General features: G+C 59.5%; 11 protein-coding genes. 10 read left to right on the top strand and 1 reads right to left on the bottom strand.

Translation table 11 applies throughout. The features are described from left to right. Positions 1-7: 7 nt before the first annotated feature. The 5 genes from HBO23_RS16430 to dctM all read left to right on the top strand — a co-directional run bounded on the left by HBO23_RS16430 (position 8) and on the right by dctM (position 5,362). On the top strand, positions 8-1,201 hold the full coding sequence (locus HBO23_RS16430) for a CaiB/BaiF CoA-transferase family protein (RefSeq protein ID WP_099549623.1): 1,194 nt from the start codon (positions 8-10) through the stop codon (positions 1,199-1,201). A 15-nt stretch (positions 1,202-1,216) separates the two neighbouring features. After that, positions 1,217-2,032 (top strand): CoA ester lyase, encoded by an 816-nt coding sequence (locus tag HBO23_RS16425; RefSeq protein ID WP_170037719.1) that lies wholly within the window; start codon positions 1,217-1,219, stop codon positions 2,030-2,032. Positions 2,033-2,272: 240 nt separating this feature from the next. Continuing rightward, on the top strand, positions 2,273-3,256 hold the full coding sequence (locus tag HBO23_RS16420) for a TRAP transporter substrate-binding protein (RefSeq protein ID WP_017137474.1): 984 nt from the start codon (positions 2,273-2,275) through the stop codon (positions 3,254-3,256). A 193-nt stretch (positions 3,257-3,449) separates the two neighbouring features. Further along, positions 3,450-4,082: a TRAP transporter small permease gene (locus tag HBO23_RS16415; protein WP_017137473.1), complete on the top strand. Its 633-nt coding sequence runs from the start codon at positions 3,450-3,452 to the stop codon at positions 4,080-4,082. Further along, a complete protein-coding gene (gene dctM / locus HBO23_RS16410; protein ID WP_017137472.1) occupies positions 4,082-5,362 on the top strand; it encodes a C4-dicarboxylate TRAP transporter large permease protein DctM in 1,281 nt (426 codons plus the stop codon). The genes HBO23_RS16415 and dctM overlap by 1 nt, the downstream gene beginning before the upstream one ends. Positions 5,363-5,710: 348 nt before the next feature. Here the strand turns inward: dctM and ampC are convergent, their stop codons facing one another. Further along, on the bottom strand, positions 5,711-6,853 hold the full coding sequence (ampC, locus tag HBO23_RS16405) for a class C beta-lactamase (RefSeq protein ID WP_170037717.1): 1,143 nt from the start codon (positions 6,851-6,853) through the stop codon (positions 5,711-5,713). Positions 6,854-6,984: 131 nt separating this feature from the next. Between ampC and HBO23_RS16400 the strand changes: the two genes are divergently transcribed. The 5 genes from HBO23_RS16400 to HBO23_RS16380 all read left to right on the top strand — a co-directional run bounded on the left by HBO23_RS16400 (position 6,985) and on the right by HBO23_RS16380 (position 25,892). Beyond that, the gene (locus tag HBO23_RS16400; protein ID WP_170037715.1) at positions 6,985-7,863 is read left to right on the top strand and encodes a LysR family transcriptional regulator; all 879 of its coding nucleotides are present in this window, start codon (positions 6,985-6,987) and stop codon (positions 7,861-7,863) included. 74 nt (positions 7,864-7,937) lie between these two features. Continuing rightward, the gene (locus tag HBO23_RS16395) at positions 7,938-9,122 is read left to right on the top strand and encodes a DUF2252 family protein (RefSeq protein ID WP_026013734.1); all 1,185 of its coding nucleotides are present in this window, start codon (positions 7,938-7,940) and stop codon (positions 9,120-9,122) included. 280 nt (positions 9,123-9,402) lie between these two features. After that, positions 9,403-11,115: a ShlB/FhaC/HecB family hemolysin secretion/activation protein gene (locus HBO23_RS16390; protein WP_170037713.1), complete on the top strand. Its 1,713-nt coding sequence runs from the start codon at positions 9,403-9,405 to the stop codon at positions 11,113-11,115. A gap of 30 nt (positions 11,116-11,145) precedes the next feature. After that, entirely contained in the window at positions 11,146-25,038 is a 13,893-nt protein-coding gene (locus HBO23_RS16385; RefSeq protein WP_217858121.1) for a hemagglutinin repeat-containing protein, read from the top strand. Then, positions 25,035-25,892, top strand: a complete 858-nt coding sequence (locus tag HBO23_RS16380; protein WP_017134667.1) for a PoNe immunity protein domain-containing protein — start codon at positions 25,035-25,037, stop codon at positions 25,890-25,892. Before HBO23_RS16385 ends, HBO23_RS16380 begins: the two co-directional genes overlap by 4 nt. Positions 25,893-26,094: the final 202 nt, after the last annotated feature.

Below are 26,094 nucleotides of genomic sequence, written 5' to 3'. Positions count from 1 at the left end.
AAGCGTCATGACTAATCAACGACCGCTGGACGGCATCACCGTGATCAGCCTGGAACACGCGATTGCTGCGCCATTCTGTACCCGCCAGTTGGCGGACCTCGGCGCCCGTGTGATCAAGATCGAACGCCCCGGCGCCGGTGACTTTGCCCGTGGCTATGACGAGCGCGTACGCGGCCTGGCCTCGCACTTTGTGTGGACCAACCGCTCCAAGGAAAGCCTGACCCTGGACCTCAAGCAGGACGAGGCCGGCGACATCCTCCAACGCCTGCTGGCGGATGCCGACGTGCTGGTGCAGAACCTTGCACCCGGCGCGGCGGCGCGCATGGGCCTGTCGTTTGAAGCGCTGCATGAGCGCTTTCCACGGCTCATCGTCTGCGATATTTCCGGCTATGGCGAAGGCGGGCCTTACGAGAAAAAGAAAGCGTATGACCTGCTGATCCAAAGCGAGGGCGGTTTTTTATCGGTAACCGGTGGCCCAGGTGAAGATCAGATGGCCAAGGCCGGTTGCTCGATCGCCGATATTTCCGCCGGCATGTACGCCTACAGTGGCATCCTCTCGGCCCTGCTGTTGCGCGGCAAGACGGGGCAGGGCAGCCGCATCGATGTGAGCATGCTCGAAAGCCTGGTGGAGTGGATGGGCTACCCGATGTATTACGCCTTCGACGGCGCGCCCCAGCCACCACGGGCCGGGGCGGCGCATTCGACGATCTACCCGTATGGGCCGTTTCCCACCGGCGACGGCGGCACGGTGATGCTCGGCTTGCAGAACGAACGCGAATGGGCGGCGTTCTGCGACAAAGTACTGCTCACGCCTGAACTGGCTACCGATGAACGTTTCTCGGCCAACTTCAAGCGCTCGGCCAACCGTGACGTGCTACGCCAGATCATCGTTGACAGCTTCGCGCAGTTGGACGCTGAAGCCGTGATCCAACGCCTGGAAAACGCGCAGATTGCCAGCGCCAGGGTCAATGACATGCAAGGCGTGTGGGACCACCCGCAGCTCAAGGCGCGAGACAGCTGGCGTGAAGTCCAGAGCCCGGCCGGGCCGCTGCCGTCGTTGTTGCCGCCGGCGCGTAATGCTGCGTTTACCCCGCGCATGGACGGCGTTCCCGCCTTGGGCCAGCACAGCCAGGGCATCCTCGATCAGCTTGGGTTTTCGGCGCAAACCATCGACGGCCTGCGCGCACGCGGCGTTATCTAATAAGGAATTCAAGTGATGCCAAAGCCTATAGTTCGTTCGGCCTTGTTTGTACCCGGCAGCCGCCCGGAGCGCTTTTCCAAAGCGCTGGCCAGTGGCGCCGACGCGGTGATTGTGGATTTTGAAGACGCGGTTGAAGAACCCCTCAAGCGCCAGGCGCGGGATAACCTCGGGGTGTTCTTGCAAGCGCATCCAGAGGCTCAGGTGTGGGTGCGCATCAACGCGCCGGAGCATGCCGAGCATTTTGAGGATGTGGCGTTCTGTAAAGCCCATGCCAATGTGACGGGTGTGCTGCTGCCTAAGGTAGAGAGCGCCGCCCAGGTGGCCGTGGTGGCGGCTGCTGGCAAGGTGATATGGCCGATTATCGAAAGCGCCAAGGGCTTGCTGGCGGTGGCTGAGATTGCCCACGCGCCGCAGGTTGAGCGCCTGTCGTTTGGCGGGCTGGACCTGGCGCTGGACTTGAACCTGAGCAGCGGTTCCGCGGCTGCGCAGTTTGCGTTGGATCAGGCACGCCTGGCGCTGATTGTGCATTCCCGTGCTGCTGGCTTGGTGGCGCCACTGGACGGCGTGCACCCGGCCATCGACGACCCTGAAGGCCTGCGCCGTTCGATCCGGCATGCCTATGAAATGGGCTTTGCCGGCGCGCTGTGCATCCATCCCAAGCAGGTGGCAGTGATTCATGCCGCACTGGCGCCCAGCGCTGAAGACCTGGCCTGGGCCAAGCGCGTGGTAGAGGCGGGTGCCCATGGGGCCGGGGCTTATCAGATGGATGGGCAGATGGTGGATGCGCCGGTGTTGCTGCGCGCACAAAGGCTCCTGGCCGGCCAACTCTGACTGAAACAACCGGGAGCAAAATGTGGGAGCTGGCTTGCCTGCGATAGCGGTGGACCCTCCCATGAATTGACGGCCTGACACACCGCCATCGCAGGCAAGCCAGCTCCCACACTGGATCTTCATTGTTCTGAAGTATGGCGTTCGGCCTGGCCGAACGCAGGTATCTAAAATTCGAAATTCACTACACGCATCACATCAGGCACCTTGCCCTATAACACAACAATAAGAAGGTGATTCCCCATGCTCAAGCTTTCTCGGGCGCTGCTGTGCGCCGCCACTCTGTTTGCCGCGGGCCTGGCCCAGGCGGCAGACCCGATTGTGATCAAGTTCGCCCACGTGGTTGCCGAAAACACGCCTAAAGGCCAGGGCGCGCTGCTCTTCAAAAAGCTCGCTGAAGAGCGCTTGCCGGGCCGTGTGAAGGTCGAGGTGTACCCCAACTCCTCGCTGTTCGGCGATGGCAAGGAGATGGAAGCGTTGTTGTTGGGCGATGTGCAGATGCTGGCGCCGTCCCTGGCCAAGTTCGAGCAGTACACCAAGCAAGTGCAGATCTACGACCTGCCGTTCCTGTTCAACGACCTGGCCGCCGTCGACCGTTTCCAGGCTGCACAGGGCAAGGCATTGCTGACCTCGATGCAAGACAAGAACATCCTCGGCCTGGCCTATTGGCACAATGGCCTCAAGCAGCTTTCGGCCAACAAAGCACTGCGTGAACCCAAGGACGCCCGTGGCCTGAAGTTCCGTGTGCAGGCTTCCAGCGTACTTGAAGAACAGTTCAAGGCGATCCGCGCCAACCCGCGCAAGATGAGCTTTGCCGAGGTGTATCAAGGCCTGCAGACCGGCACCGTGAATGGTACCGAGAACACCTGGTCCAATTATGAAAGCCAGAAGGTCAACGAAGTGCAGAAGTACTTCACCGAGTCCAACCATGGCCTGATCGACTACATGGTGATCACCAACGCCAAGTTCTGGAACGGCCTGCCGCCGGATGTGCGCACCACCCTGGACCAGATCATGGTCGAAGTCACCGTCGAGGTGAACAAGCAGGCCGAAGCGCTGAACCAGTCGGCCAAGCAGAAGATCATCGACGCCAAGACCAGCGAAATCATCGAACTGACCCCGCAGCAACGCCAACTGTGGCGCGAAGCCATGCGCCCGGTGTGGCAGAAGTTCGAAGGTGAGATCGGCGCCGACCTGATCAAGGCGGCGGACGCCTCCAACCAGTAATCGGGCGACTACCCAAAACTACTGTGGAAAGGGCTTTATGTGGGAGCTGGCTTGCCTGCGATGCAGGCAACTCGGTGTATCTGTAGCGCCGAGTTGATCCCATCGCGGGCAAGCCCGGCTCCCACAGAGGTCCGCTTCCACAGTTTGTTCCGCTTTCCACCCCGACATCATTCCCGCTTCGCGAGGTTTTGCCATGCAAACGCTAAGGCGCGTCTGGGAGCACCTGGAGGAAGGGTTTATCGCCTTCCTGCTGGCCGCCATGACCCTGGTGACATTCGTCTACGTCATGCTCAACAACATCTACACCCTGTTTTTTGCTCTGTCTGACAAGTGGGCATGGAGCAGCAGCTTTTTCGGTGCCTTGGGCGACCACACCATGACCTGGGCCCAGGACATGACCTGGAGCGTGGCGCTGACCAAGGCCATGTTCGGCTGGCTGATTTTCTTCGGCATCTCCTACGGCGTGCGCACCGCCGGCCACCTTGGCGTAGATGCGCTGGTCAAGCTGACCAAACGCCCGGTGCAACGCCTGCTCGGCATGCTCGCCTGCCTGTGTTGCCTGGCCTACGCCGGGCTGTTCATGGTCGCCAGCTACAAGTGGGTGAGTGCGGTGATGACCGCGCAGATCGGCGCCGAAGACCTCGACCAATACGGCGTGGACGTGGGCGATATCGTGATCATCGTGCCCATCGGTTTTGCCCTGGTGTTTATCCGCTACCTGGAAATTTTTTACCGCATCTTTACCCACCGTCAGGTCGGGTTGGGGCTGGCCGACGAGGCCGGGGAGGCCAGTAAGCTGGCTGGCAGCCATGAGGAGCGTCACTGATGGCCGTGCTCTGTCTGTTTTTGCTGTTGTTCGTGTTCATGTTCCTCGGGGTGCCGATCGCGATTTCCCTGGGGCTGTCCGGCGCGGTGTCGATCCTGATGTTCAGCCAGGACTCGGTGAGTTCGCTGGCCATCAAGCTGTTTGAAACCTCCGACGCCTACACCTTCCTGGCGATTCCATTCTTCCTGCTGTCCGGTGCGTTCATGACCACCGGCGGTGTGGCGCAACGGCTGATCGACTTCGCCAACGCCTGTGTCGGGCATATCCGAGGCGGCCTGGCGATTGCGGCGGTGCTGGCGTGCATGCTGTTTGCGGCGCTGTCCGGGTCATCGCCGGCGACGGTGGCGGCAGTGGGCTCGATTGCCGTGGCGGGGATGGTGCGCTCGGGTTACCCGAAGGAGTTCGGCGCCGGGATCATCTGCAACGCCGGCACCCTGGGCATCCTGATCCCGCCGTCGATTGTGATGGTGGTGTACTCGGCAGCCACCGAAACCTCGGTGGGCAAGCTGTTCATGGCCGGTGTGATTCCAGGATTGCTGCTGGGCCTGATGCTGATGGTCGCGATCTACATCGTCGCGCGCATCAAGAAGCTGCCGGCGCAGCCCCGTGCGACCTTCCGCGAGTGGCTGACCTGCGCACGTCGCGCGTTCTGGGGCTTGCTGTTGCTGGTGATCATCCTCGGCGGCATCTACAGCGGCATGTTCACGCCGACGGAAGCGGCGGCCGTGGCGGCGGTGTATTCGGCGTTTGTCGCGCTGTTTGTGTACAAGGACATGAAGCTGCGCGATTGCCCCAAGGTGCTGCTGGAATCCGGGCGCCTGGCGATCATGCTGATGTTTATCATCGCCAACGCCATGCTCTTTGCCCATGTACTGACCACCGAACAGATCCCGCAGGAAATCACCGCCTGGGTGATCTCCGAAGGCCTCACGCCGATTGGCTTTTTGATCATGGTCAACGTGGTGTTGCTGGTGGCCGGCAGCTTTATGGAGCCGTCCGCGATTGTGCTGATCCTGGCGCCGATCTTCTTCCCTATTGCCATGAAGCTGGGGATTGACCCGATTCACCTGGGGATTGTGATGGTGGTCAACATGGAAATCGGCCTGGTGCACCCGCCAGTAGGGTTGAACCTGTTTGTGACCTCGGCGGTGACCGGGTTGACCCTCGGGCAGACGATTCGCGCAGCGTTACCGTGGCTGATGATCCTGCTGGTGTTTTTGATCATGGTCACGTACTTGCCGTTTATCTCGCTGGCGCTGCCGCACTGGCTGGGCATGTAACACGGTCTGAAAATGTGGGAGCTGGCTTGCCTGCGATAGCCATACGTTCGAAGGCACCCCGTTCCCCTGTGGCGAGCAGGCTTGCCCTGCGTTGGGCTGCGCAGCAGCCCCAAAACCAGGCGCTGAGTTCTTTCAGAAAGAATTTCAGTGCCCTTGCTGGGGGCTGCTGAGCAGCCCAACGCAGGGCAAGCCTGCTCGCCACAACAAGCGGCGTACCGCAGGCTTTGTTTTAACCGGCAGTTGTGTAGATACCTATGCTGAGATAGCGGTGGTTCAGTCAGCCAATTCGGTGACTGATATACCGCCGTCGCAGGCAAGCCAGCTCCCACATTTGGTTTTTGTCAGGTCTTAGTGGTCCATCGCGCCCAAGATCGCATAAGCCAGCTTCACCCGTTCGGCATTCGGGTAATTGCGGTTAGCCAGAATCACCACACCCATGTCCTTGCTCGGTACGTAAGCCACATACGCGCCAAAACCGCCGGTGGAGCCGGTTTTGTTGTACAGCACGTTGGCCGGTTGTGCCTGCGCCGGCGTCAGCCAATTGACCTTGTGCGGCTGCATCGCCATTTCGGTCGAGTTGCCCTCCAGCAAGGCCTGCAGCTTGATCGGGTAGGGGTAGCGTTCCCAGCCCAGACCCTGGGTCATGCCATTGACGGTGTAGTAACCCGCGTGAGTGGTGGAGATCGCTTGTTGCAGCGGTTTTTCCAGGGGCTCGGGGTGCAGGTTGGCAATCACATAGCGGGCGAGGTCCTGGGTGCTGGTCTTGATACCGTAGGCTTCGCTGTCCAGGGCGCCGGGGCTGACGCGAATGGGTTTCAGATTTTTGTCATAGCCTTGCGCATATTGAGCGGTTTTGCTCGCCGGCACGCTGACGTGGGTGTTGGTCAGGCCCAGCTTGGGCAGCAAGGTTTTCTCCATGGCAACGTTAAACGGCTGCCCCAGGCTTTGCGCCGCGAGGTAGCCGAACAAGCCGATGCTGGGGTTGGAATACAAACGCTGTTCGCCCGGCGCATACGCGGGTTTCCAGTGCTGGAAATAACCGAGCATGGCACCGGCGTTGTCGGCCGCGTCGGGAAACTGCAACGGCAGGCCACCCGGTGTGTAGGTCGCCAGTTGCAGCAGGCTGATGTGATCGAATACGCCACCGGCCAGGGCTGGCAGGTGCTGGCTGGCGGTATCCGAGAGCTCGAGCTTACCGGTGGCCTGGGCGTAGCCGCCGAGGGTGGCGGTAAAGGTTTTGCTGATCGATCCGATTTCAAACAGGGTGTCTTGGTTGACGGCCTGTTTGGTTTCCCTTGATGCAACACCGTAGTTAAAGTATTGAACCTTGCCTTGGTTAACCACCGCGACCGACAGGCCGGGAATCCCTTGTTGCTGCATCAGCGGCTCCACGCTGGCATCGACTACCGTGCGCAGGTCGGTGGCGGCCATGCAGCTACCGGAGCCTATTAACAGGGCGCTGAACAGAATTTTTTGTAAGGTGTGATTCATGCGGGTTCGCTTCCATGTAAAAGATGTGCTGACGATCAAGGCCTGCGCAGGCGGGGCAAATCTAGGTGGATTTTGTACGGCGGGCAAACGATGATATCTCGCATCAGCCATTAGTTAATTTAGGGTCATGCATGCTGCGCTCCCATTTACCGCTCAATGCGTTGCGCGCATTCGAAGCTTCCGCCCGGCATTTGAGCTTCACCCGAGCGGCCATCGAGCTGTGCGTGACCCAGGCGGCAGTCAGTCATCAGGTCAAAAGCCTGGAGGCGCAGTTGAACGTCACCTTGTTCAAGCGCCTGCCACGCGGCCTGATGCTGACCCGCGAAGGCGAAACACTGCTGCCGGTTGTGCGCGACTCTTTCGACCGGATTGCCCTTACCTTAGGCCAGTTCGAAGGTGGCCATTACCGTGAAGTGCTCACCGTCGGGGCGGTGGGCACCTTCGCCGTCGGCTGGTTGCTGCCGCGCTTGCCGGACTTTCAAAGCCGCTACCCGTTTATCGACCTGCGCCTGTCGACCCACAACAACCGTGTTGACGTTGCCGCCGAGGGCCTCGACTACGCGATCCGCTTCGGCGCTGGCGCCTGGCATGGCACCGACGCCTGCCAGTTGCTTGACGCGCCGTTGACCGTGCTGTGCGTGCCGCAGATTGCCGAGCAATTGCACACGCCGGACGACGTGCTCAAGCACACCTTATTGCGCTCTTACCGCGCCGATGAATGGAACCTGTGGTTCCAGGCCGCCGGGCTGCCGGCCGACACGCCGGTGCCGCGCAGCATCGTGTTCGACTCGTCCCTGGCGATGATGGAGGCCGCGCAGCAGGGCATCGGCGTGGCCTTGGCGCCGGCGATGATGTTCTCACGGCAACTGGAGAGTGATGTGATTCGCCAGCCGTTCAGCGTGGGCATCAGCACCGGCAGTTATTGGCTGACGCGCTTGCAATCGCGGGCAGAAACCTCGGCCATGGCCGCGTTCAAAGGCTGGTTGAAAGCACACAGCGCCCAGGCTTGAAGTTTTTATTCTTGAAACAAAATGAAACATTCGTGACGGGTTAACCTCTACCGTACCCCGTACCGAGTGCTTCCATGAAAATTCCGCGCCCCTCTGCCCGCATGCCCCACCTCATCCAACTGCGCAACCTGAAGATGGCGCGCTCGGCCCATGCTTATGTGCGCGGCAGCACCGTGCAGTTTTACGAGTGGCTGCACAGCCAGCCCGGCCGCCGCTTGCCCCATGGCCCGGCGATCTGGATCTGCGGCGATTGCCACGCGGGCAACCTCGGCCCCACGGGTGATACCAAGGGCCGTATCGACATGCATATCCGCGACCTCGACCAAACCGTGATCGGCAACCCGGCCCATGACCTGGTGCGCCTGGCGCTGTCGTTGGCCACCGCCGCACGCGGCTCGGACCTGCCGGGCGTGACCACCGCACGCATGCTGGAAGAAATGATGGTGGGCTACGAACAAGCCTTCAAAGACAAGCCCGATGAAGCGCCGCCGCGTCCTTCCCAAGTCAAGGCTGGCATGCGCAGCGCGGTGGAACGCACCTGGAAAAACCTGGCGCGTGAACGCATTGAAAATGCCCGGCCTACTATTCCGTTGGGCAAGCACTTCTGGTCATTGTCACGGGCGGAAAAGAGCGCGCTGCAAAGTGTTTGCGCCTCGGATGAAATCCACCAGTTGGTGACCTCGCTCAAAGGCCGGCCCAAAGACGCCAAGGTCCAATTGCTTGATTCGGCCTATTGGGTCAAAGGCTGCAGCTCCCTCGGCTTGCTGCGTTATGCAGCCTTGTTGGGCGTGGGCGACAAGGACGACCAGGAATATTGCCTGATCGACATCAAGGAAGCCGTCGGCGCCGCCGCGCCCCGGGCGGCACGCGCGAAGATGCCACGCGACAATGGCCGGCGCGTGGTGGAAGGCGCCCGCCAGCTGTCACCGGGCCTGGGCGAGCGCATGCTGGCCACACGTTTTCTCGATCACGGTTTCTTCATCCGGGAACTGCTGCCTCAAGACATGAAGCTGGAACTCGATGAGCTAAGCGAGATCGACGCCATGCACGCCGCCGGTTACCTGGCCCGCGTGGTCGGCATCGCCCATGCCCGGCAGATGGACCGCGATACGCGCAAGGAGTGGATGGCGGTGTTGCAGGAAAACCGCTCCAAACAATTGGATGCGCCCTCGTGGTTATGGACCAGCGTGGTGCAGTTGGTGGGCAGCCATGAGCAGGGGTATCTCAACCATTGTCGGCGGTATGCGTTGGAGCACTAGAAGCGGGGCATGAGCGTTGTGGCTATTTATGGCGTTAAGAAAATTTCGCTATTATTTAGGAAATTTCCTATTTCATTAGTCGTTATTTTGAGAGTGTCAAGCCAAGGTCTATTGCCGCTTGTCGGAAAGATTAAATGCCAAAAAATGCACAAATTTATTTTATTCTTATATATATCAACAAGTTATATCTATAATTCTGACTATTTTATAAATTGCCGGAATGTTGGCATATTCAAAGTTCGATGATAGCGTTCCGCCTTCAATTATCGACGGATCGAATATGCACTTGTCCACGCCATGGATTCGGCCATTACTGTGCCTGACAGTGTTGTGCCTCAGCGCTCACAACAGCGCCTTCGCCGCGACCAATCCAGGTGACCAGGACCTGATTCGCGACCGGCAAAACCGCCTGCTGGAAGAGCAACAGCGGCGCCTTGAAGAACTCAAGGACCTGCCCGGCAAAGAGCTGAAACCGGCGGCGCCCGCCACCCCCGTCGATACCCGTTGCTTCCCCATCCAGCACATTGAACTCAAGGGCGCAGACAACCTGTCTGTCGATGAGCGCGAGCGCCTGGTCAAGCCTTATCTCAATCAGTGCCTGGGGGTTTCCCAGCTGAATGAATTGCTCAAGCGCGTGACCGACTCTTACATCGACAAAGGTCTGGTCACCAGCCGCGCCTACTTGCCGCAACAAGACCTGTCCAGCGGTCGTCTGCAAGTATTGGTGGTGGAAGGCAAGCTCGAAGGGGTTAAAGGCGCCGACAACAGCAAGCTGTCCGAGCGCGAGTTGGCCATGGCGTTTCCCGGCCACACCGGCGACTTGCTCAACCTGCGAGAAGTCGAGCAGGCCATCGATCAGCTCAATCGGTTGCCGTCCAACCAGGCGCAAATGGAACTGGCTCCCGGCACCGCAGTGGGCGGCAGCACGGTGCTGGTCAAAAACAACCCGCAAAAACCCTGGCGTGCCAGCCTGTCGCGCAATAACGATGGGCAGCGCAGCACCGGCGAGCAACAGTGGGGCACCGGCTTTGAATGGGACAGCCCACTCGGCCTGGCTGATCAACTGGTGCTGCGCGGCGGCCACGACGCGATCAGCGACCACCAGAAAACCTCAAAAAACGCCATGCTCTACTACAACGTGCCGTGGGGCTGGTGGAACTTCAGCTACAGCTACAACCAGAGCGATTACCGCTCGGTGGCCCAGGGCGACGGCTTTGACTTCAAGCAAACCGGCGACAGCCAGAACCACCAATTGCGCGCCGAACGGGTGATCCATCGCGACGCCCTGAGCAAAACCTCGGTCAACGTGGGCCTGGCCCATCTGCGCACCAATAACTACATCAACGACAGCCACCTCAAAGAGAGCAGCAACCGCCTCAGTGAGTTGCAGGTGGGCATCAACCACGGGCGCCGGATTGGCAGCGCCTTCGTCAACCTCGATGTCGGCATGCAAAACGGCACCGGCGCGTTCGACGCCCAGGGCAATCACAACCCCGGCCCAGGCGTGCCGGATGCGCGCTACCGCAAATACACCGCCACCGTCAGCTACCTGCAACCGTTCAAGCTGTGGGGCGAGTCCTTCAGTTTCACCAGCCTGGCCACCGGGCAGCGCAGTGAAGATGTGTTGTTCAGCCCGCAGCGCATGAGCCTCGGCGGCTCCTCGTCGATTCGTGGCTACAAGGACCAGCAACTGAGTGGCGACAGTGGAAGTTATTGGCGCAACGACCTGCGCTGGAGTCGCCCGGTGACGCTGGAGTGGCTGCGCCCGGTGTTCGGTGAGTACGGCGCCAGTGTTGGTTATGACCAAGGCGTGATTCGCAATGCGCGCTACAACGGCGAGTTACACGGCCGGGTCTCGAGCAACTCGCTGGAGCTGTTTGCCCGTGGCCAATACGTCAGCACCAGTGTGACCTTTGCCCACTCGCTGGAACGACCGGCCACGCTGCTTGAACGCGAAGCGCCGATCTACTTCCGCATGGATTTTTTCCTGTAATTCAACGCCCCGTTGCATCGAGAATTTGAAATGGATGTTCGCCAGTTTGCCTTCCTTGTTCGCCAGCCTTCGGCTGCCCTGAAAAGCCGTGACGCGTTCCTGGGCCTGCCCAAACGTGGCTTGGCCCTGATCCTGGCCAATGCGCTGTTCTGGCAGCCATTGCTGGCCCAAGCCGAAGGCATTGTGGTCAGCGCCCCCGGCACCAGCGTCGGCCAGGCCGGCAATGGCGTGCCGGTGGTGAACATCGCCGCGCCCAATGGCAGTGGCTTGTCCCACAACCAGTTCAAGGACTACAACGTCGGCGCCAACGGGCTGATCCTCAACAACGCCACCTCCACCACGCAGTCGACCCAGTTGGGCGGGATCATCCTCGGTAACTCCAACCTGCAGGGCCGCGCCGCCAACATCATCCTCAACGAAGTCAACGGCGGCAGCCCCAGCCAGTTGCGTGGCTACACCGAAGTGGCGGGCCAGTCGGCCAAGGTCATCGTCGCCAACCCCTACGGCATCAGTTGCAACGGTTGCGGCTTCATCAACACCCCCAACGTCACCCTGACCACCGGCAAACCCATCCTCGATAACGGCCGCCTGGACCGTTACCAGGTCGATGGCGGCGCCGTGACCATCGACGGCCAGGGCCTGAACGCCAGCAACGTCGACCGCTTCGAAATCATCACCCGCTCGGCGAAGATCAACGCGCAGATCAATGCGCGCAACTTGACCGTGATTGCCGGGCGTAACGACGTCAACGCCCAGACCCTGAATGCCACCGCGCGTGCCGATGACGGCAGCGCCAAGCCGGAACTGGCGATTGACTCGTCGGCGTTAGGCGGGATGTACGCCGGTGCGATCAAGCTGGTGGGCACCGAAGCCGGTGTGGGCGTGAAGCTGGACGGGACGTTGGCGGCCAGTGGTGGGGATATTCAGCTGGATGCCAATGGGCGGTTGAGCATGGCGCAGGCGGCGGCCAGCGGCGCGGTCAACATCAAGGCCGCAAGCCTCGACGCCCAGGGACCGGTCTACGCCGGCACGGCGTTGGATGTGCAGACCCAAGGCGACCTGAACAGCCGTAAAACCCTCGCGGCCCGCGACAGCATCACCTTGACCAGCGGCGGCCAACTGACCAACAACGGCATTATCGAGGCCGGGGTCAACGCGGATAACACCCGCAACGCCACAGGTGATCTGAACCTCACCGCGCAAACCGTTAACAACAACGCCAGCAGTCTGGTTGCCAGTCGCAACCTGACCGTCAACGCGACACAAGCCCTGAACAACCAGGGCGGAACCTTGAGTGCCAAACAGGTCGCCAATATTAGCGCGGGCACCCTGGACAACCAGAACAAAGGCCGCGTGCTGAGCACGGGCAGCCTGACCTTGAATGCCAGCCAATTGCTCAACGCCCAGGGCGGGCTGGTGAACAGCAGTGGTCCATTGAGCGCGACGGCCGGGCAATTGAATAACCGCAGCGGCGAGGTGTCGAGCCTTGACACGGCCACGCTGAACATCGCTTCGCTGGACAACGTTGCCGGGCTGGTCACTGCGGGCAACGCCCTGAGCCTCACCGCCAGCGGCGCGGTCAATAACCAGGGCGGTCAACTTACCAGCCAAGGCACGCTGAACCTCAAGGCCGGTGCCGTGGATAACAGCGCCGCTGGCCGTATCGCCAGCAACCAGGCACTGACCGCCAACGTTGCCAGTCTGAACAATAACGCCGGTCAACTCACCAGCGTCACGTCGCTGACCCTGGACGTGAACAAGGGTCAGTTGAACAACCAGAGCGGCTTGATCCGTGGTCCGGCCCTGGCCCTGAACAACCTCGCCGACGTCGGCAACCAGAGCGGTGAAATCTCCAGCGCCCAGGGTTTCACCTTCACGGCGAAGAGCCTGGATAACACGGGCGGCAAACTGCTCAGCGATCAGGCCTTGAACGTGCGCCTGGACCAGGCGCTGACCAACGTCAAAGGCGTGGTCTCGGCCAACGGTCTTGATGTCCGTGCGGCCAGTGTGAACAACAGCACGGGTACGCTTACCAGTGACGCCGGCCTGTTGCTGAACCTGGACGGGGCCCTGGCCAACAACCAGGGCGAAGTTTCCAGCACGAACGCCACGCAAGTGCAGGTTGCCAGCCTGAATAACAGCGGCGGCAAGGTCACTGGCGATACCTCATTGAACGTTGATGTGCGTGGCGCGCTGAACAACCGTCAAGGCGTACTCGGCACCGGCCAGACGGCCTCGATCACCGCCGCCAGCCTGGACAACAGCAACACCGGCAAAGTGCTCAGTAACGGCAGCCTCACCGCGCGTATCACGGGCCTGCTGGACAACCAGAACAACGGTTTGCTCACCGCCAAAGGCACGATGGATGTGCAGGCGGGCAGCCTCGATAACCGGGGCGGCAGCCTGAGCGGCAGAGACTTGCTGACCCTGAACACGGCCAGCCTGGACAACCGTGGCGGCAAGGTCAGTGCCGACAAGAACCTGCAGCTCAACGTCACCCAGTTGAATAACCAGGACAAAGGCCTGCTCAGCGGGCAATCGGCGATCCAATACCTGGGCACGACCCTGAGTAATCAGGGCGGCTTGCTCAGTGGCGTGGGACCGGTGCGCCTCGACGCGACGACCGTGGAAAACGCCGGCGGGCGTATCTCCAGCAAGTCTGATCTGACGGCCAACGTCACCCATTTCAATCAGCAAAAAGGTGAATTGGTCGCCGAAGGTAATTTGCGCCTGACCGGCAGCACGCTCGATAACCGCAACGGCGGTCTGATCGGCGCGACAAAAGCGCTGACCCTCACCGTCGATGACATCAACAACCAGGCCGGGGAAATCTCCAGCGCCGTAGACGTGAACCTGGCGGGTACCCGCCTCAATAACAGCGGTAACGGCAAGCTGTTGGCCGGTACCGACCTGGGGCTCAAGGTGGCGCAGGTCATCAATCAGAGCGAAGGCCTGTTGTTCGGCAAGGGCAAGGTGACGCTGCAAGGCCTGAGCCTGGACAACAGCGGCGGCACGGTGTCCGGCCAGCAAGGCCTGACCCTGACCCACAGTGGTGATCTGAATAACACCGGCGGCTTGCTCACCAGTCAAGGCTCCATCACCGCCACAACGGCCGGGCTGAACAATACGGCGGGCAAGGTATCGAGTGCCGGTGCCATTGCGCTAACCGCTACCGGTGCGATGACTAACCACAATGGCGCCGTGACCACCGACCAAGGCTTGATCCTTAACAGTGCCAGCCTGGGCAATAGCGGGGGCACACTCAGTGCCAAGGGTGCGGTAGGCGTTACCACCGGTGCTTTTGACAATACCCAGGCCGGTCGCCTGATCAGCAATGACACCCTCACTCTGACTGCCGGCCAGGTCAGCAACGGCACGGACAGTCGTATTGCCAGTGACAAAAATCTGGTCGCCAGCGTGACGGGTTTTGACCAGCAGGGCGGGCAGCTCTACAGCAAGACCTCACTGAGCCTGGACCTGAACAACGGTCAACTGAACAACCAGCAAGGCCTGATCAACGCGCCGTTACTGATGCTGAAAAAACTCAACGGGGTCAACAACCAGAACGGCGAAATCTCCAGTGCCCAGGCGTTCACCCTGGCCAGCAAAAGCCTGGATAACAGCAGCGGCAAACTCATCAGCAACCAAGCGCTGACCCTGCGCGTTGAACAGGCTCTGAGCAACATTAAGGGCCTGGTTTCTGCAGCTGCGCTGCAGGTGCATAGCGCCAGCCTGGATAACAGCGGCGGTCTGCTCAGCAGCCGTGGCGAGTTAGGTCTCACGGTTGACGGTGCTTTCAAGAACCAGGACGGCTCGGCGATTGGCGACGGCAACGCGCAACTGACGGCGGCCAGCCTGGACAACACCGACGGCCAGGTTTCCAGCAAAGGTGATCTCACGGTGAACGTCGCGGCGGTCACCAACCAGAACGGCGCCCTGATCGCCCAAGGTGCGCTTGCCCTTACAGGTCAGACGCTGGACAACCGGAAAAATGGTTTCGTAGGCGCCAACCAACGTGCCGACGTCAACGTAGGCGCGGTGGATAACCGTGGCGGTGAGATCTCCAGCAAAGCCGCCGTGCAGATAACCGGCCAGCGTTTGGATAACAGTGACAGTGGCCTGGTGCTCGCCGCGACTGACTTGAAGCTAAACGTCGACAAGGTGCTGAACCGTAACAAGGGCCAACTCAGCGGCCAGAGCGGTGTGAACCTGGCAGGCGACAGTCTGGACAACAGCGGCGGCAGCCTGATCAGCCAGAAAGACCTTGCCCTTAAGCTCGGTGGCGAGCTGAACAACAGCCAAGGCAAGTTGAGCAGTGAAGGTCTGCTGACTGTTAACGCGGCGAGCCTGAACAACCGTCAAGGCAGCGTATCCAGTGCAGGGGCGTTAAACGTCACCACCCCAGGGGCCGTGGATAACCAAGGCGGGGAACTGGTCACTGATGCAGGCCTGACCTTGAGCAGCGCCAGCCTGGATAACAGGCAAAAAGGCACCCTCAGCAGCACTGCCGCGCTGAAGATCACCACCGGCGCGTTCGACAATAGCCACGCCGGCAACGTCAGCACCAGCGACACCCTCGACATCACCGCCGGCCAGTTGACCAACCAGGACGGCGGTCGCTTGACCAGCAACAAGGCCCTGATCGCCAAGGTCACCGGCCTGGATCAGCAGGGCGGCAAACTCTTCAGCAACACCTCGGTCGCACTGGACCTGAACCACGGCCAGTTGAACAACCAGGGCGGTCTGATCAACGGTCCGCTGTTGATGCTGAAAAACCTCAAAGGCGTGAACAACCAGGGCGGTGAACTCTCCAGCGCCCAAGCCTTCACTCTGGCCGCCGACAGCCTGGATAACAGCAACGGCAAGTTGCTCAGCAACCAGGCGCTGACCCTGCGCATCAACCAGGCGTTGAGCAACGTCAAAGGCCTGATCGCCGCCCAGTCCATCGACGGCCGTGCCGCCAGCCTGGACAACAGCGGCGGCACCCTGACCAGTCGTGGCGACACTTCGTTTAATGTCGACGGCCAGCTCAGTAACCAGAACCAAGGGCTGATTAACGCTGCCAATACCCTGACCCTCAACAGCACCGGCCTGAACAACCAGGGCGGCTCTGTGCTGGGCAAGTCCATTGCCATCGACCTGGGCAGCGCCACCGGCGACCTGAACAACAGCGCGGGCCTGATCACCACCGACGGCCAACTGACCATCACGCACCTGCGTGACCTGAGCAACCAGGGTGGCGAAATCTCCACCGCTCAGAACCTCAACCTCAGTGGTCGCACGCTGGATAACAGCACCGGCAAACTGATCAGCAACAACCTGCTGACCCTAAGCGGCAATAAGCTGGTCAACCAGAGCGGCCTGATCTCCGGCTGGCAGGGTGTCAGCATCAGCGGCGCGGACCTGGACAACCGCAACCAAGGCACCGTCTCCAGCCGTTATGGCAACGTCGACGCCACCCTGAGCAACAGCCTGCTCAACAGCGGCGCCGGTGCGCTGGTCAGCCAAAAAGCCCTGACCGTCAAAGCCGCCAGCCTCGACAACAGTGACAAAGGCATCCTCTCCAGTGCAGGCGGGCAAACCCTGACCGTCACCGGCCTGCTCAACAACGCCCAAGGTGGATTGATTGACAGCGGCGCGGCCCTCGACCTGCAAGCGCAAACGCTCAACAACGCGGGCGGCACAGTCAATGCGCAACAGGCACTCAGCCTGATCGGCACCAGCCTCGACAACAGCGCCGGCACCTTGATCGGCAACGGCACCGTAACCCTGGACCTGCTCGGCGCCCTGACCAACACCAATGGCAAGCTCGCCAGCGCTGGCGCGCTGCTGCTCAAACGCGCCACTGAAATCAACAACCAGGGCGGCCAACTGGCCAGCCAAGGCCTGCTGACGCTATTCGCGGGCAGCCTGGACAACCGCAATCGCGGCACCGTCGCCGCCAACGGCGCACTGGCAATCACCACCACTGGCGCCGTACAAAACAGCGGCGACGGCCTGATCTACAGCCAGAACGCCGACTTGAAGCTCAAGGCTGCGAGCCTCGACAACGCCAAGGGCTCGATCCAAAGCCAGACCACCCTGAACCTCGACATCAGCGGCGACCTCGACAACCAAAGCGGCAAAGTCATCGCCCAGGCCGGTGATGTGGACATCAACGCCGCGACCCTCGACAACCGTGGCGGCACCCTGGCCAGCCTCAAAGGCGCCCTGCAAGCCAAAGCACTGGGCGGCTGGCTGCGCAACGACTTCGACCTGAACAACAACCGCCAGGCCGGCATCATCCAGGCACAAAGCCTGATCCTGACCAGCGCCAGCCTCAACAACAACGGCGGCCGAATTGCTGCACAGAGCGGCGACACCGTTGTCACCACAGGCGCCTTCGACAACCGCGACGGCGGCCTGTACGCCAAAGGAGCGGTCAAGGTCACCGGCGGCAGCTTTGATAACAGCGGCGATGTACGCGGCCAGGTTGCAGGCAGGCAGATCGACCTCAACCTCAGCGGTGCGCTGAACAACCAGAAAGGCATCATTGAAAGCGATACCACCCTGAAAGTCGTTGCGGGCAGCGTGGACAACCAGAAAGGCCAACTGCGGGCGCTGGGGGCTAGCGGTAAGACTGAGTTTCAGATTGGTGGGGTGTTTGATAACCGCAACGGCACGTTGGAAACCGCCAACAGCGATCTGACGTTGAACGCCGGCAGCTTCCAGAACGTGGGCGGCAGTGTCTTGCACGTGGGGGCTGGTACGTTTGATATCAGTACCGCCAACCTGACCAATGCGGGCGGCACCGTTATCACCCGCGGCGGCCTGACCCTGACGGCCGACAACTGGACCAACAGCAGCGTGATCCAGGCTGGGCGATTGACGGTTAACGTCAAGACGCTCAACCAAACGGCAGGGGGGCAGTTACTGGCTTCCGATAGCTTGATTGGTGATGGTGGTAACTGGAGTAACGATGGGCTGATTGCCAGTGATGGCGGCCTCAAGCTGACGCTGGGCGGAACCTATAGCGGCAGTGGACGCGTCAGCAGCCTCGGAACACTGGGCCTGAGTGCCGCGCAAATGAACCTCAGTAACGCCGCCACGCTCGCGGGCGGCGGCAATACGACGGTGTCTGTGACGGGCCAGTTGAATAATGCCGGGCGCATGACGTCGGCGACCGACCTGACCCTGACCGCCGGTAGCGTGAACAATACCGGGACCCTGGGCGCCGGCCAGAACCTGACAGTGACTGCCGGGACGTTGCTCAACGACCGCGGCCTGATCTTCAGTGGCGCAGACATGCAGCTGCTCAGCCCGAGCTTCACCAACAGCTACGCCCAGGTCTACAGCTTGGGGAGTTTACTGATTGCCCGGGACAAAGACGGGACCAAAGCAGACCTGCTGGACAACCGTTCCGCAGGGATCGAAAGCGTGGGCAACCTGACCCTCGCCGCCGCCACACTCAACAACACCATGGACGTGTTGCAGTACACCGAACATGAGAAAAGTGCCACGACCATCACTCGGCTATCGTGCGCACTGATACCCATATGGGGATGCGACAATCGGGGCGGTGGGCGCTTCAACGGCCTTTGGGAGGTCTCAGAAACCGACCGCTTGCTGATCACGCTGCGGTCCGCAGCGGCCACGATCAATAGCGGTGCGGATCTGGTGATCAATGCCCGAGAACTGAACAACACGAGCAGCAGCATCAGCGCGGCCGGTAACCTGACGGCAAATGCCACGACGATCAACAACAAAGGGCTGCAATCGCAAGAGATCAAGTCCAGCCAGCAATATGTGAGTTACGTTGACCAGACAGGTACAGCGGCTCAACTGGCCGCTCTCTTCAATCAACGAAACAGCCCGACTCCTTCGGCCACGGTCGAGGCGGACCTGAGCAACTTTCTGGCCTTGACCGGGCCACCACCCGTCACGCTGCCCAAGAGCTCAACCGTCACCAACATCGAGTCTCTGGATGCGATTATTCAGGCAGGGGGCGCAGTCACTCTCAACGCTGCCCAGAATATTAATAACAGCGTAGTTCGTCCCTACTATGCCTATGTCGCGGCAGGTCGAACCAAGACCGACACGGGCGCAGGCAGCGCCTACTCGACACCTATTTCCATCAATGCGCAACTCCCTCCAGATCTCGCCCAGCAACAAGTCAACCCAATAACACTTCCCGGCTTTAGCCTGCCGACAGGGCAGAATGGTTTGTTTCGACTGAGCGGCCAAGGTGCTGCAACACCGACCCAACAAGGCCCGCAAAGCTGGACCATGGGCAGCGCGGTTATCGACACTGCCCAACGTGAACAAGCGGTGCCTGCCAGTAGCGGCAGGGCCGTGCAGGTGGGCAATGCAGCTCAAACCGCAGTGACCACGCAAGCACCTGTGCACACCGCTGACCTGGCGGCCAATGTATCCGGTAGCGGCACGGCCCTGAACGTGGCCCCGGTCGTAGATCCTGTTACGGGGGCCACACTGCCCGGCCGGTCAGACGTCGGCGGTGTCACCTCGGCAACGCCCGTAGAGGGGCAGGCGACATCAACGGGCTCGTTGACCGTTAACCGTGTGCAAGGGTTGCCTGACAGTAGCTACGTGTCCAATCCTCAAAAGTATTTGATCGAAACCAACCCGGCTCTCACCGATCTGAAGCAGTTCATGGGCTCGGACTACCTGCTGTCGAAACTTGGTTACAACCCGGATAACAGCTGGAAACGCCTGGGTGATGGTCTCTACGAACAACGACTGATCCAGCAAGCCGTGATCGCCCGCACCGGCCAGCGCTTCATCGACAACCAGACCAGCGATGCCGGTTTGTACAAATACCTGATGGACAACGCCATCGCCAGCAAGCAACAACTGAACCTGGCCGTAGGCGTGAGCCTCACTTCCGAACAGGTCGCGGCGCTGACCCACGACATCGTCTGGATGGAAAGCGCCACCGTAGCCGGTCAACAAGTGCTTGTGCCGGTTTTGTATCTGGCCCAGGCCAATAACCGTCTTGGCCCCAACGGTGCATTGATCGCCGGTAACGACGTCAACCTGATTGCCGGGGAAAACCTCAACAACGTCGGCACCCTGCGCGCCACCAACAATCTGTCGGCCAGCGCCGGCGCCAACCTGGTCAACAGCGGCCTGATCGAGGCCGGTAATCGTCTGGATCTGTTGGCGGGCAATAACCTGATCAACAAGGCGGGCGGGATCATTTCTGGGCGCGATGTGAGTCTCACGGCGGTTAACGGCGACGTGATCAACGAGCGTACGGTTACCACTCACGAGAGCGGCGGCGGGGCTTACATCCGAGAGGTGCGGCAGGACTTTGTGGACAACGCTGCCCGTATCGAAGCGGCCAACAACCTGAGCGTACGCGCCGGTCGCGACGTCAATAGCGTTGGCGGCGTGATGAGCAGCGGCGCCGACATGAGGATAGCGGCGGGGCGTGACGTGAACCTCGTCGCAGCCGAACAACGCACTGGCCGTGGCACCACAGAGGCGCGCACTGACAGCGTCACCCAGTATGGTACCGTGATCGAAGCCGGCCGCGACTTCCGTGTGCAGGCTGGGCGTGATATCAGCGCCATTGCCAGCCAGATTGACGCCAAGCGTGACGTTGCCATGGCTGCTACGGGCGACCTGACCTTGGCTTCAGGCGTGGATGAACAGCATTACTCGTATAACACCAAGAAGGTCAAGATCCAGGAAGACCACGCCCAGCAAGTGTCCACCACGGTGAAGGCCGGTGGTGATGTGGCGTTGAGTGCCGGGAATGATTTGGCGTTGATTGCCAGCCGGGTGACGGCGGGGGATGAGGCGTATTTGTACGCGGGTAAAAATCTGGAACTCAAATCTGCTGAGGACCAGGACTACAGCTTCTTTAGTAAGACCAGCAAGACATCGACGGGCAAGAAGTTCCGTCTCGATGAAACCGATACCGTCACGAACGTTGGCAGTTTGGTCAACTCAGGTGGCAACAGCACTCTGGTAGCTGGTGAAAACCTGCTGTTGGCCGGCAGTGCTGTGACTGCCGAGAAAGGTGCCGCGAAATTGGTGGCCGGTAAGGATGTACAGGTTCTGGCCGTGACCGATTCCGACAGCGCTCGCCATGAGCGCAAGGAAAGCAAAAGCAGTTGGGGTGGGTTTAAGTCGAGCAAGGTTGAGGACCAGGTCGACGAGAAGCATACCACTGCGGTGGGGAGTATGGTCTCCGGTGATACCGTCACTGTCGTGGGCGGGCAAGACGTGAAAGTGACGGGTTCGTCACTGGTCAGCACCGGTGACTTGGCTGTGCAGGCTGGGCGTGATCTGACCATCGACGCGGCGCAGAATACCTTCTCACGCACCGACATGCACAAGGAAAAGAACCGTGACCTGACGGGGGTGTTAACAGGCAATAAGCTGGGCCTGGATGACATCACCGGCAACCAGCATCTGTTCATCAACAGCCAGAAACACAACGGAACCGCTACAGAAACTACCCTCACCGGCAGCACCGTTGGCTCCAGCGCTGGCAACGTGACGCTGACCGCAGGGCGCGAGCTAACGGTGATAGCCAGTGACCTGATCAGCACCAAAGACATGTCCCTGAATGGCGCGAACGTCACCATCGCCGCAGGGACCGAAACGGCTAACCAGACCAGTAAGGACAGTTCCAAAAGTTTGGCCGTGGGACGCGTGATCGGCGGGACAATCGTCGATACCGCCAAGAGCATCCGCAATGACGTGCGGGCGGCACAACAGGCCGATGACAGCCGTTTGAAAGCCGTCAAAGGCGCTCAGGCGCTGCTTTCTGCCTATGGCGCAATGAACGGCGATGACAGCGCGGCCAACGAATCGGATGGCAAGCCCGCCAATAGCAAAGGTTCCATGATCAAGATCGGTACCGAGCTGGCTTCTACACGTAAGAAAAGCACCAGCGAGTACGACGCCGAAACGGTCAAACAATCGAGTCTCAACAGCGGTGGCAGTCTGGCTATCGTTGCCACAGGCAACGCGCCGGATACCAAAGGCGATATCCATGTGATTGGCAGCAGCATCAAGGCCAAGGAAGTGCTGCTGCTGGCGAAAAACAACATCACTCTGGAAAGCGCACAAGATCGCAAAAACTGGGACAACCAGAACAGCAATAACAAAACCAGTATCGGTGCTAGCTTCAACATTGGTGACCAGAACGGTTTCACCCTCGACCTTGGCGCCAAAATGGCCAAAGGCATGGGCACTGGGCAGGAGGTTACTCAGGTCAATAGTACCGTCGACACTGGTGGGTTAGTGCTCAAAAGCGGGCAGGACACCACGCTGGCCGGAGCCCAAGTGCGAGCCGATGCCATCAAGGCTGACATTGGCGGCAACCTGAATATCGCGTCGCGCCAGGACGAGGCGAGCCAGAAGAACAAGCAGACCAGCGCAGGTGTCGGCGCGAGTATCTGCGTACCTCCTTTCTGCTGGGGTTCGATGGTGACGGCCTCCGGCAATATCGCCGGCAGTAAAATGAACAGTGACTACAAAGCCGTCACTGATCAGACCGGGTTGTTTGCAGGTAGCGGTGGCTACGACATCAATGTGGGCAAAAACACCACGCTTGAAGGCGCCGTGATTGCCAGTGAAGCCAGCGCTGATAAAAACCGCCTCAGCACCGAACGCTTGCTGGTCAGCGATATCAAGAACAAGAGTGATATCAAAAGCCAGGCGGCCAGCCTGAGCCTTTCCTATACCAGCACCAAAGGGGATAAACCGGGCGGTCCAAAAACACCGGACGATCAAAGGCAGTGGGCGCACACGGACACCGGCGGCACGATGCCGTTGATGCTCAAGGAATCCGACAGCAGTAAAACCCGCAGCGCTGTCAGCCCTGGGACCATCGTCGTGCGTGACGCTGCCGGGGCGAATGATCTGGTGGGGTTGAGCCGCGACCCCGCCAATGCCAACAAACATCTTGATCGGCCGGACGAGAAGGCCATGCAAGAGCGGATCGACCTGATCCAAAGCTCGGCGCAGCTTTCCAGCAGCGTGATCAGCATGGTGGGTAAAGCCAAGGCGGATGAGGCTAATAAACTGCGCAAGCAGGCGGAGGCGCAGGCTAACGCAGGTTCGTCTGATGCAGCCGGAACAGCACGTGCAGCCGATGCGGCATACGCAGAGGCCCAGCGTTGGCAGGTCGGTGGCGATAAGAAAATGATGGCCGATATTGCATCGGGCCTGGTTGCTGCGGGCTTGGGTGGTGCAACGGGTGGTACGGCGGTTGGGATTGTTGCTAATACTTCATCCAGTGACATATTCAATAAAATTGGTAGCTTCGCCGACGAACAGAAAAACCGGAAAGACATAGATAGCGTGACTAAGGCTGCATGGGAAGAAGGCGGCGCGGCGCGCGTTTTATTGCACGCTTTGGCGGGCGCAGCGATTGGGCTTTCCAGCGGTAGTGCGCAGAGCGGAGCGTTGGGTGCGGGAGCCTCGGCGGCTCTACTACCATCCGTCATGCAAGCTCTGGCTGACAGCAAGATGAATGAGGCTGATCAAAAGGCCGTAGCCTCATTGATAGCCGCGGGTGTAGGTACTGCGGTCGGATCCAGTAATGGCGTGAGCGGCTCAGTCGTGGCCGCTGGGACTGCAGTGGGTGTGGAGAAGTACAACCGCCAGTTGCATCCGGACGAAATCAAGTTCGCCTCTGACAATGATCGAGTCAATCGCTACGCGAAAGAGAAAGGTATTACTGACGAGCAAGCGCGTATGGAGCTTCTGCGAACTGCTGCGGCGATGGTTGACCGAGGGTGGAATGCTGTGCTGAGTGTCGGGGATGGCAATACGGCGGATGCTGCCAGCTTCCTTCGCGCGGAGCTTTCGCAATCGAAAAGTACGGATCTGTTTCAGGTGAGTCTGGCGGACTACAATAATGAGCGACTGGGCTTGTCACAGCTGATGAAAGATAGGAAATCAGTTGAAAACCTAGTCAAGTACATTGAGTTGGTTGACCCTGATAAGTACCTGCACGATCCTAAGAATCAGGCTGAAATACTTAACGCGAAGGGCCAGGGTAGCGCCGAAGGTTTTGCTAATGCTGTAGAGGATTTGGCAAGCCTTGGATCCAAGACGGCACTGTGGGCGATGAGCACGGTGAATTGCCCTAGTTGTGGAGGGCGACAGTTTGTCGCCGCTGTTGAAGCTGTCCAGAGTTTGCCTGAGGAGTTAAGGCTCAAGGGGTATCTGGACACACTTCATATTATGCAGGGATATGGTGCTGATGTACTGAGGCAGAATGAGGCTATCGCGACCTCTGCGGGAGTGGGTATTGGTCTGGGTGGTGCCGGTGTCGGTGGTGCGGGGGGGGCAACGACACGCCTGACAGGGGAGCTTGCAGAGGCCGTGGGGAGACGTTTCACCGGAATACTCAACGAAGCGTCCGAACAAGCACTGATCAAGAGTGGCGGTATCTTTGGTCCAGATGGCAAGCCGATGATGGACCTGGGGATATTAACCAGAGAACAGAAAGGTGTCATGGGTGACTTGTTTGGCGAACGTTCTGTCCAGCAAATCGTTCCCGAAGGACAGAAACTGGCGCGGGTACCGGGTGTTGGAGAGACGGGGGTCGATGATCTTTATAAGGTCAATCGCCCGGATGTCGACTTTGTTGTTATCGAGTACAAATTTGTTGGTGATAACAAAAAATCTGGCTCCTCGGGGCTAGGCAATACGCAAGATGGTAAACAAGGTTCGACTTCATGGATACTCGGAGGTGACCGTCTGGAACGTGCGGTCGGAGAGAATCAAAGCATAGATGTACGGATCGCCGTGGATGCGAATCGTACTGAAACCTGGGTTGTGAGAACTCGGCCAGATGGTGCGACAGAAATTGAAGTGCTTGATGCCCGTGGAAAAATCAAAGCGATAGATACGTCTAAAATTATATCTTCCAAAAATTTGAATGGGGTTTTTCCATGATTCGTGCGCCTTGGGGAGATAAGCAGTATTGGGATGGTCGTGAGGCAAAGGATCTGCAATGGATTGAGCGTGCCAGTAAGATTTTGTCGGAGCCATCGGCTAACCCCGTATACAGAGCGCAATTTACGTTCGACTTTGCCAAAGATAATTTGCGTGCGGCCATACGGGTCTACTCGAGTGGTGGAGATGTTAAATCGATCGCAACATACTTCCCCGGAGTTCTGGATGCATGGGAACTTTCCAACCGAGAATCCGACAAAATATGCGCTGAAAATGGTCTTCAGACTTGCCGAGACTGGACCTTCGAGCTGACCGACTTAAACCACTACATCTACTGTTTCTGGCTGGTGGGCCTGGCGCTTGCTCTCGAAATTCCCGATGACCAGTGGCTTCGATTGGTTGCGTTAATAGGTAAAGGGGGGCAGGACGTTCTGCTGGATCGGATCATTGCGTACCGCCAACCAGAGCGGGCAATTGGGGAGAAGCTGTTACATGCCAAACCATATGCGAGACTGCTCAAGGCAATTGATGCGCCACAGGTGCAACAAGCAGCTCTGCTGTTGGCATTCGTAGAGCATTGGTATCCGGAGTTGAACAGGCGCGGTAAACAGCAACCGTGGTGGTACATCTATGGTGATCCGGTAAAACATCCACTTGAGATGGGAAGCTACTTCGGCCGCTGGTGTCTTGAGGCGGTCGCCGCCGTGAAAGTATTTGGGCTTGATGACAGCAATTGCATTGGGCACGAACACTATCCGGGTGATTTGCTCCATCCCAGTGAGGAAGTGATACCAACACCTAATCCAAGTGCCAAGTCTGGATGGTGGGCGCGGTTGTTGGGTAGGTCAGATTAGGCGTTGCCCGTATGAGCTACTGAAAGGAAAAGGGGACAAATTTATTTGATTTTCATAGAGTATTTGTGTCTGGGGAAGGTGGATCTATTTAGGTTTGGTGTGATTTTGTTGGGTCTATGTGATTTTTGTTTGAGACATTAAAAACTGGCTCTTTAAAAAATTGGCTTTTATTTTTAAATTGTGGGCTCTGAGCTTACCCAGA

It is taken from the genome of Pseudomonas sp. WS 5532 (assembly GCF_012985445.1).
GTDB lineage: Bacteria > Pseudomonadota > Gammaproteobacteria > Pseudomonadales > Pseudomonadaceae > Aquipseudomonas > Aquipseudomonas edaphica.
The sequence above is the reverse complement of the archived record's forward strand: the minus strand, read 5'-3'. Positions and strand labels throughout refer to the sequence as shown.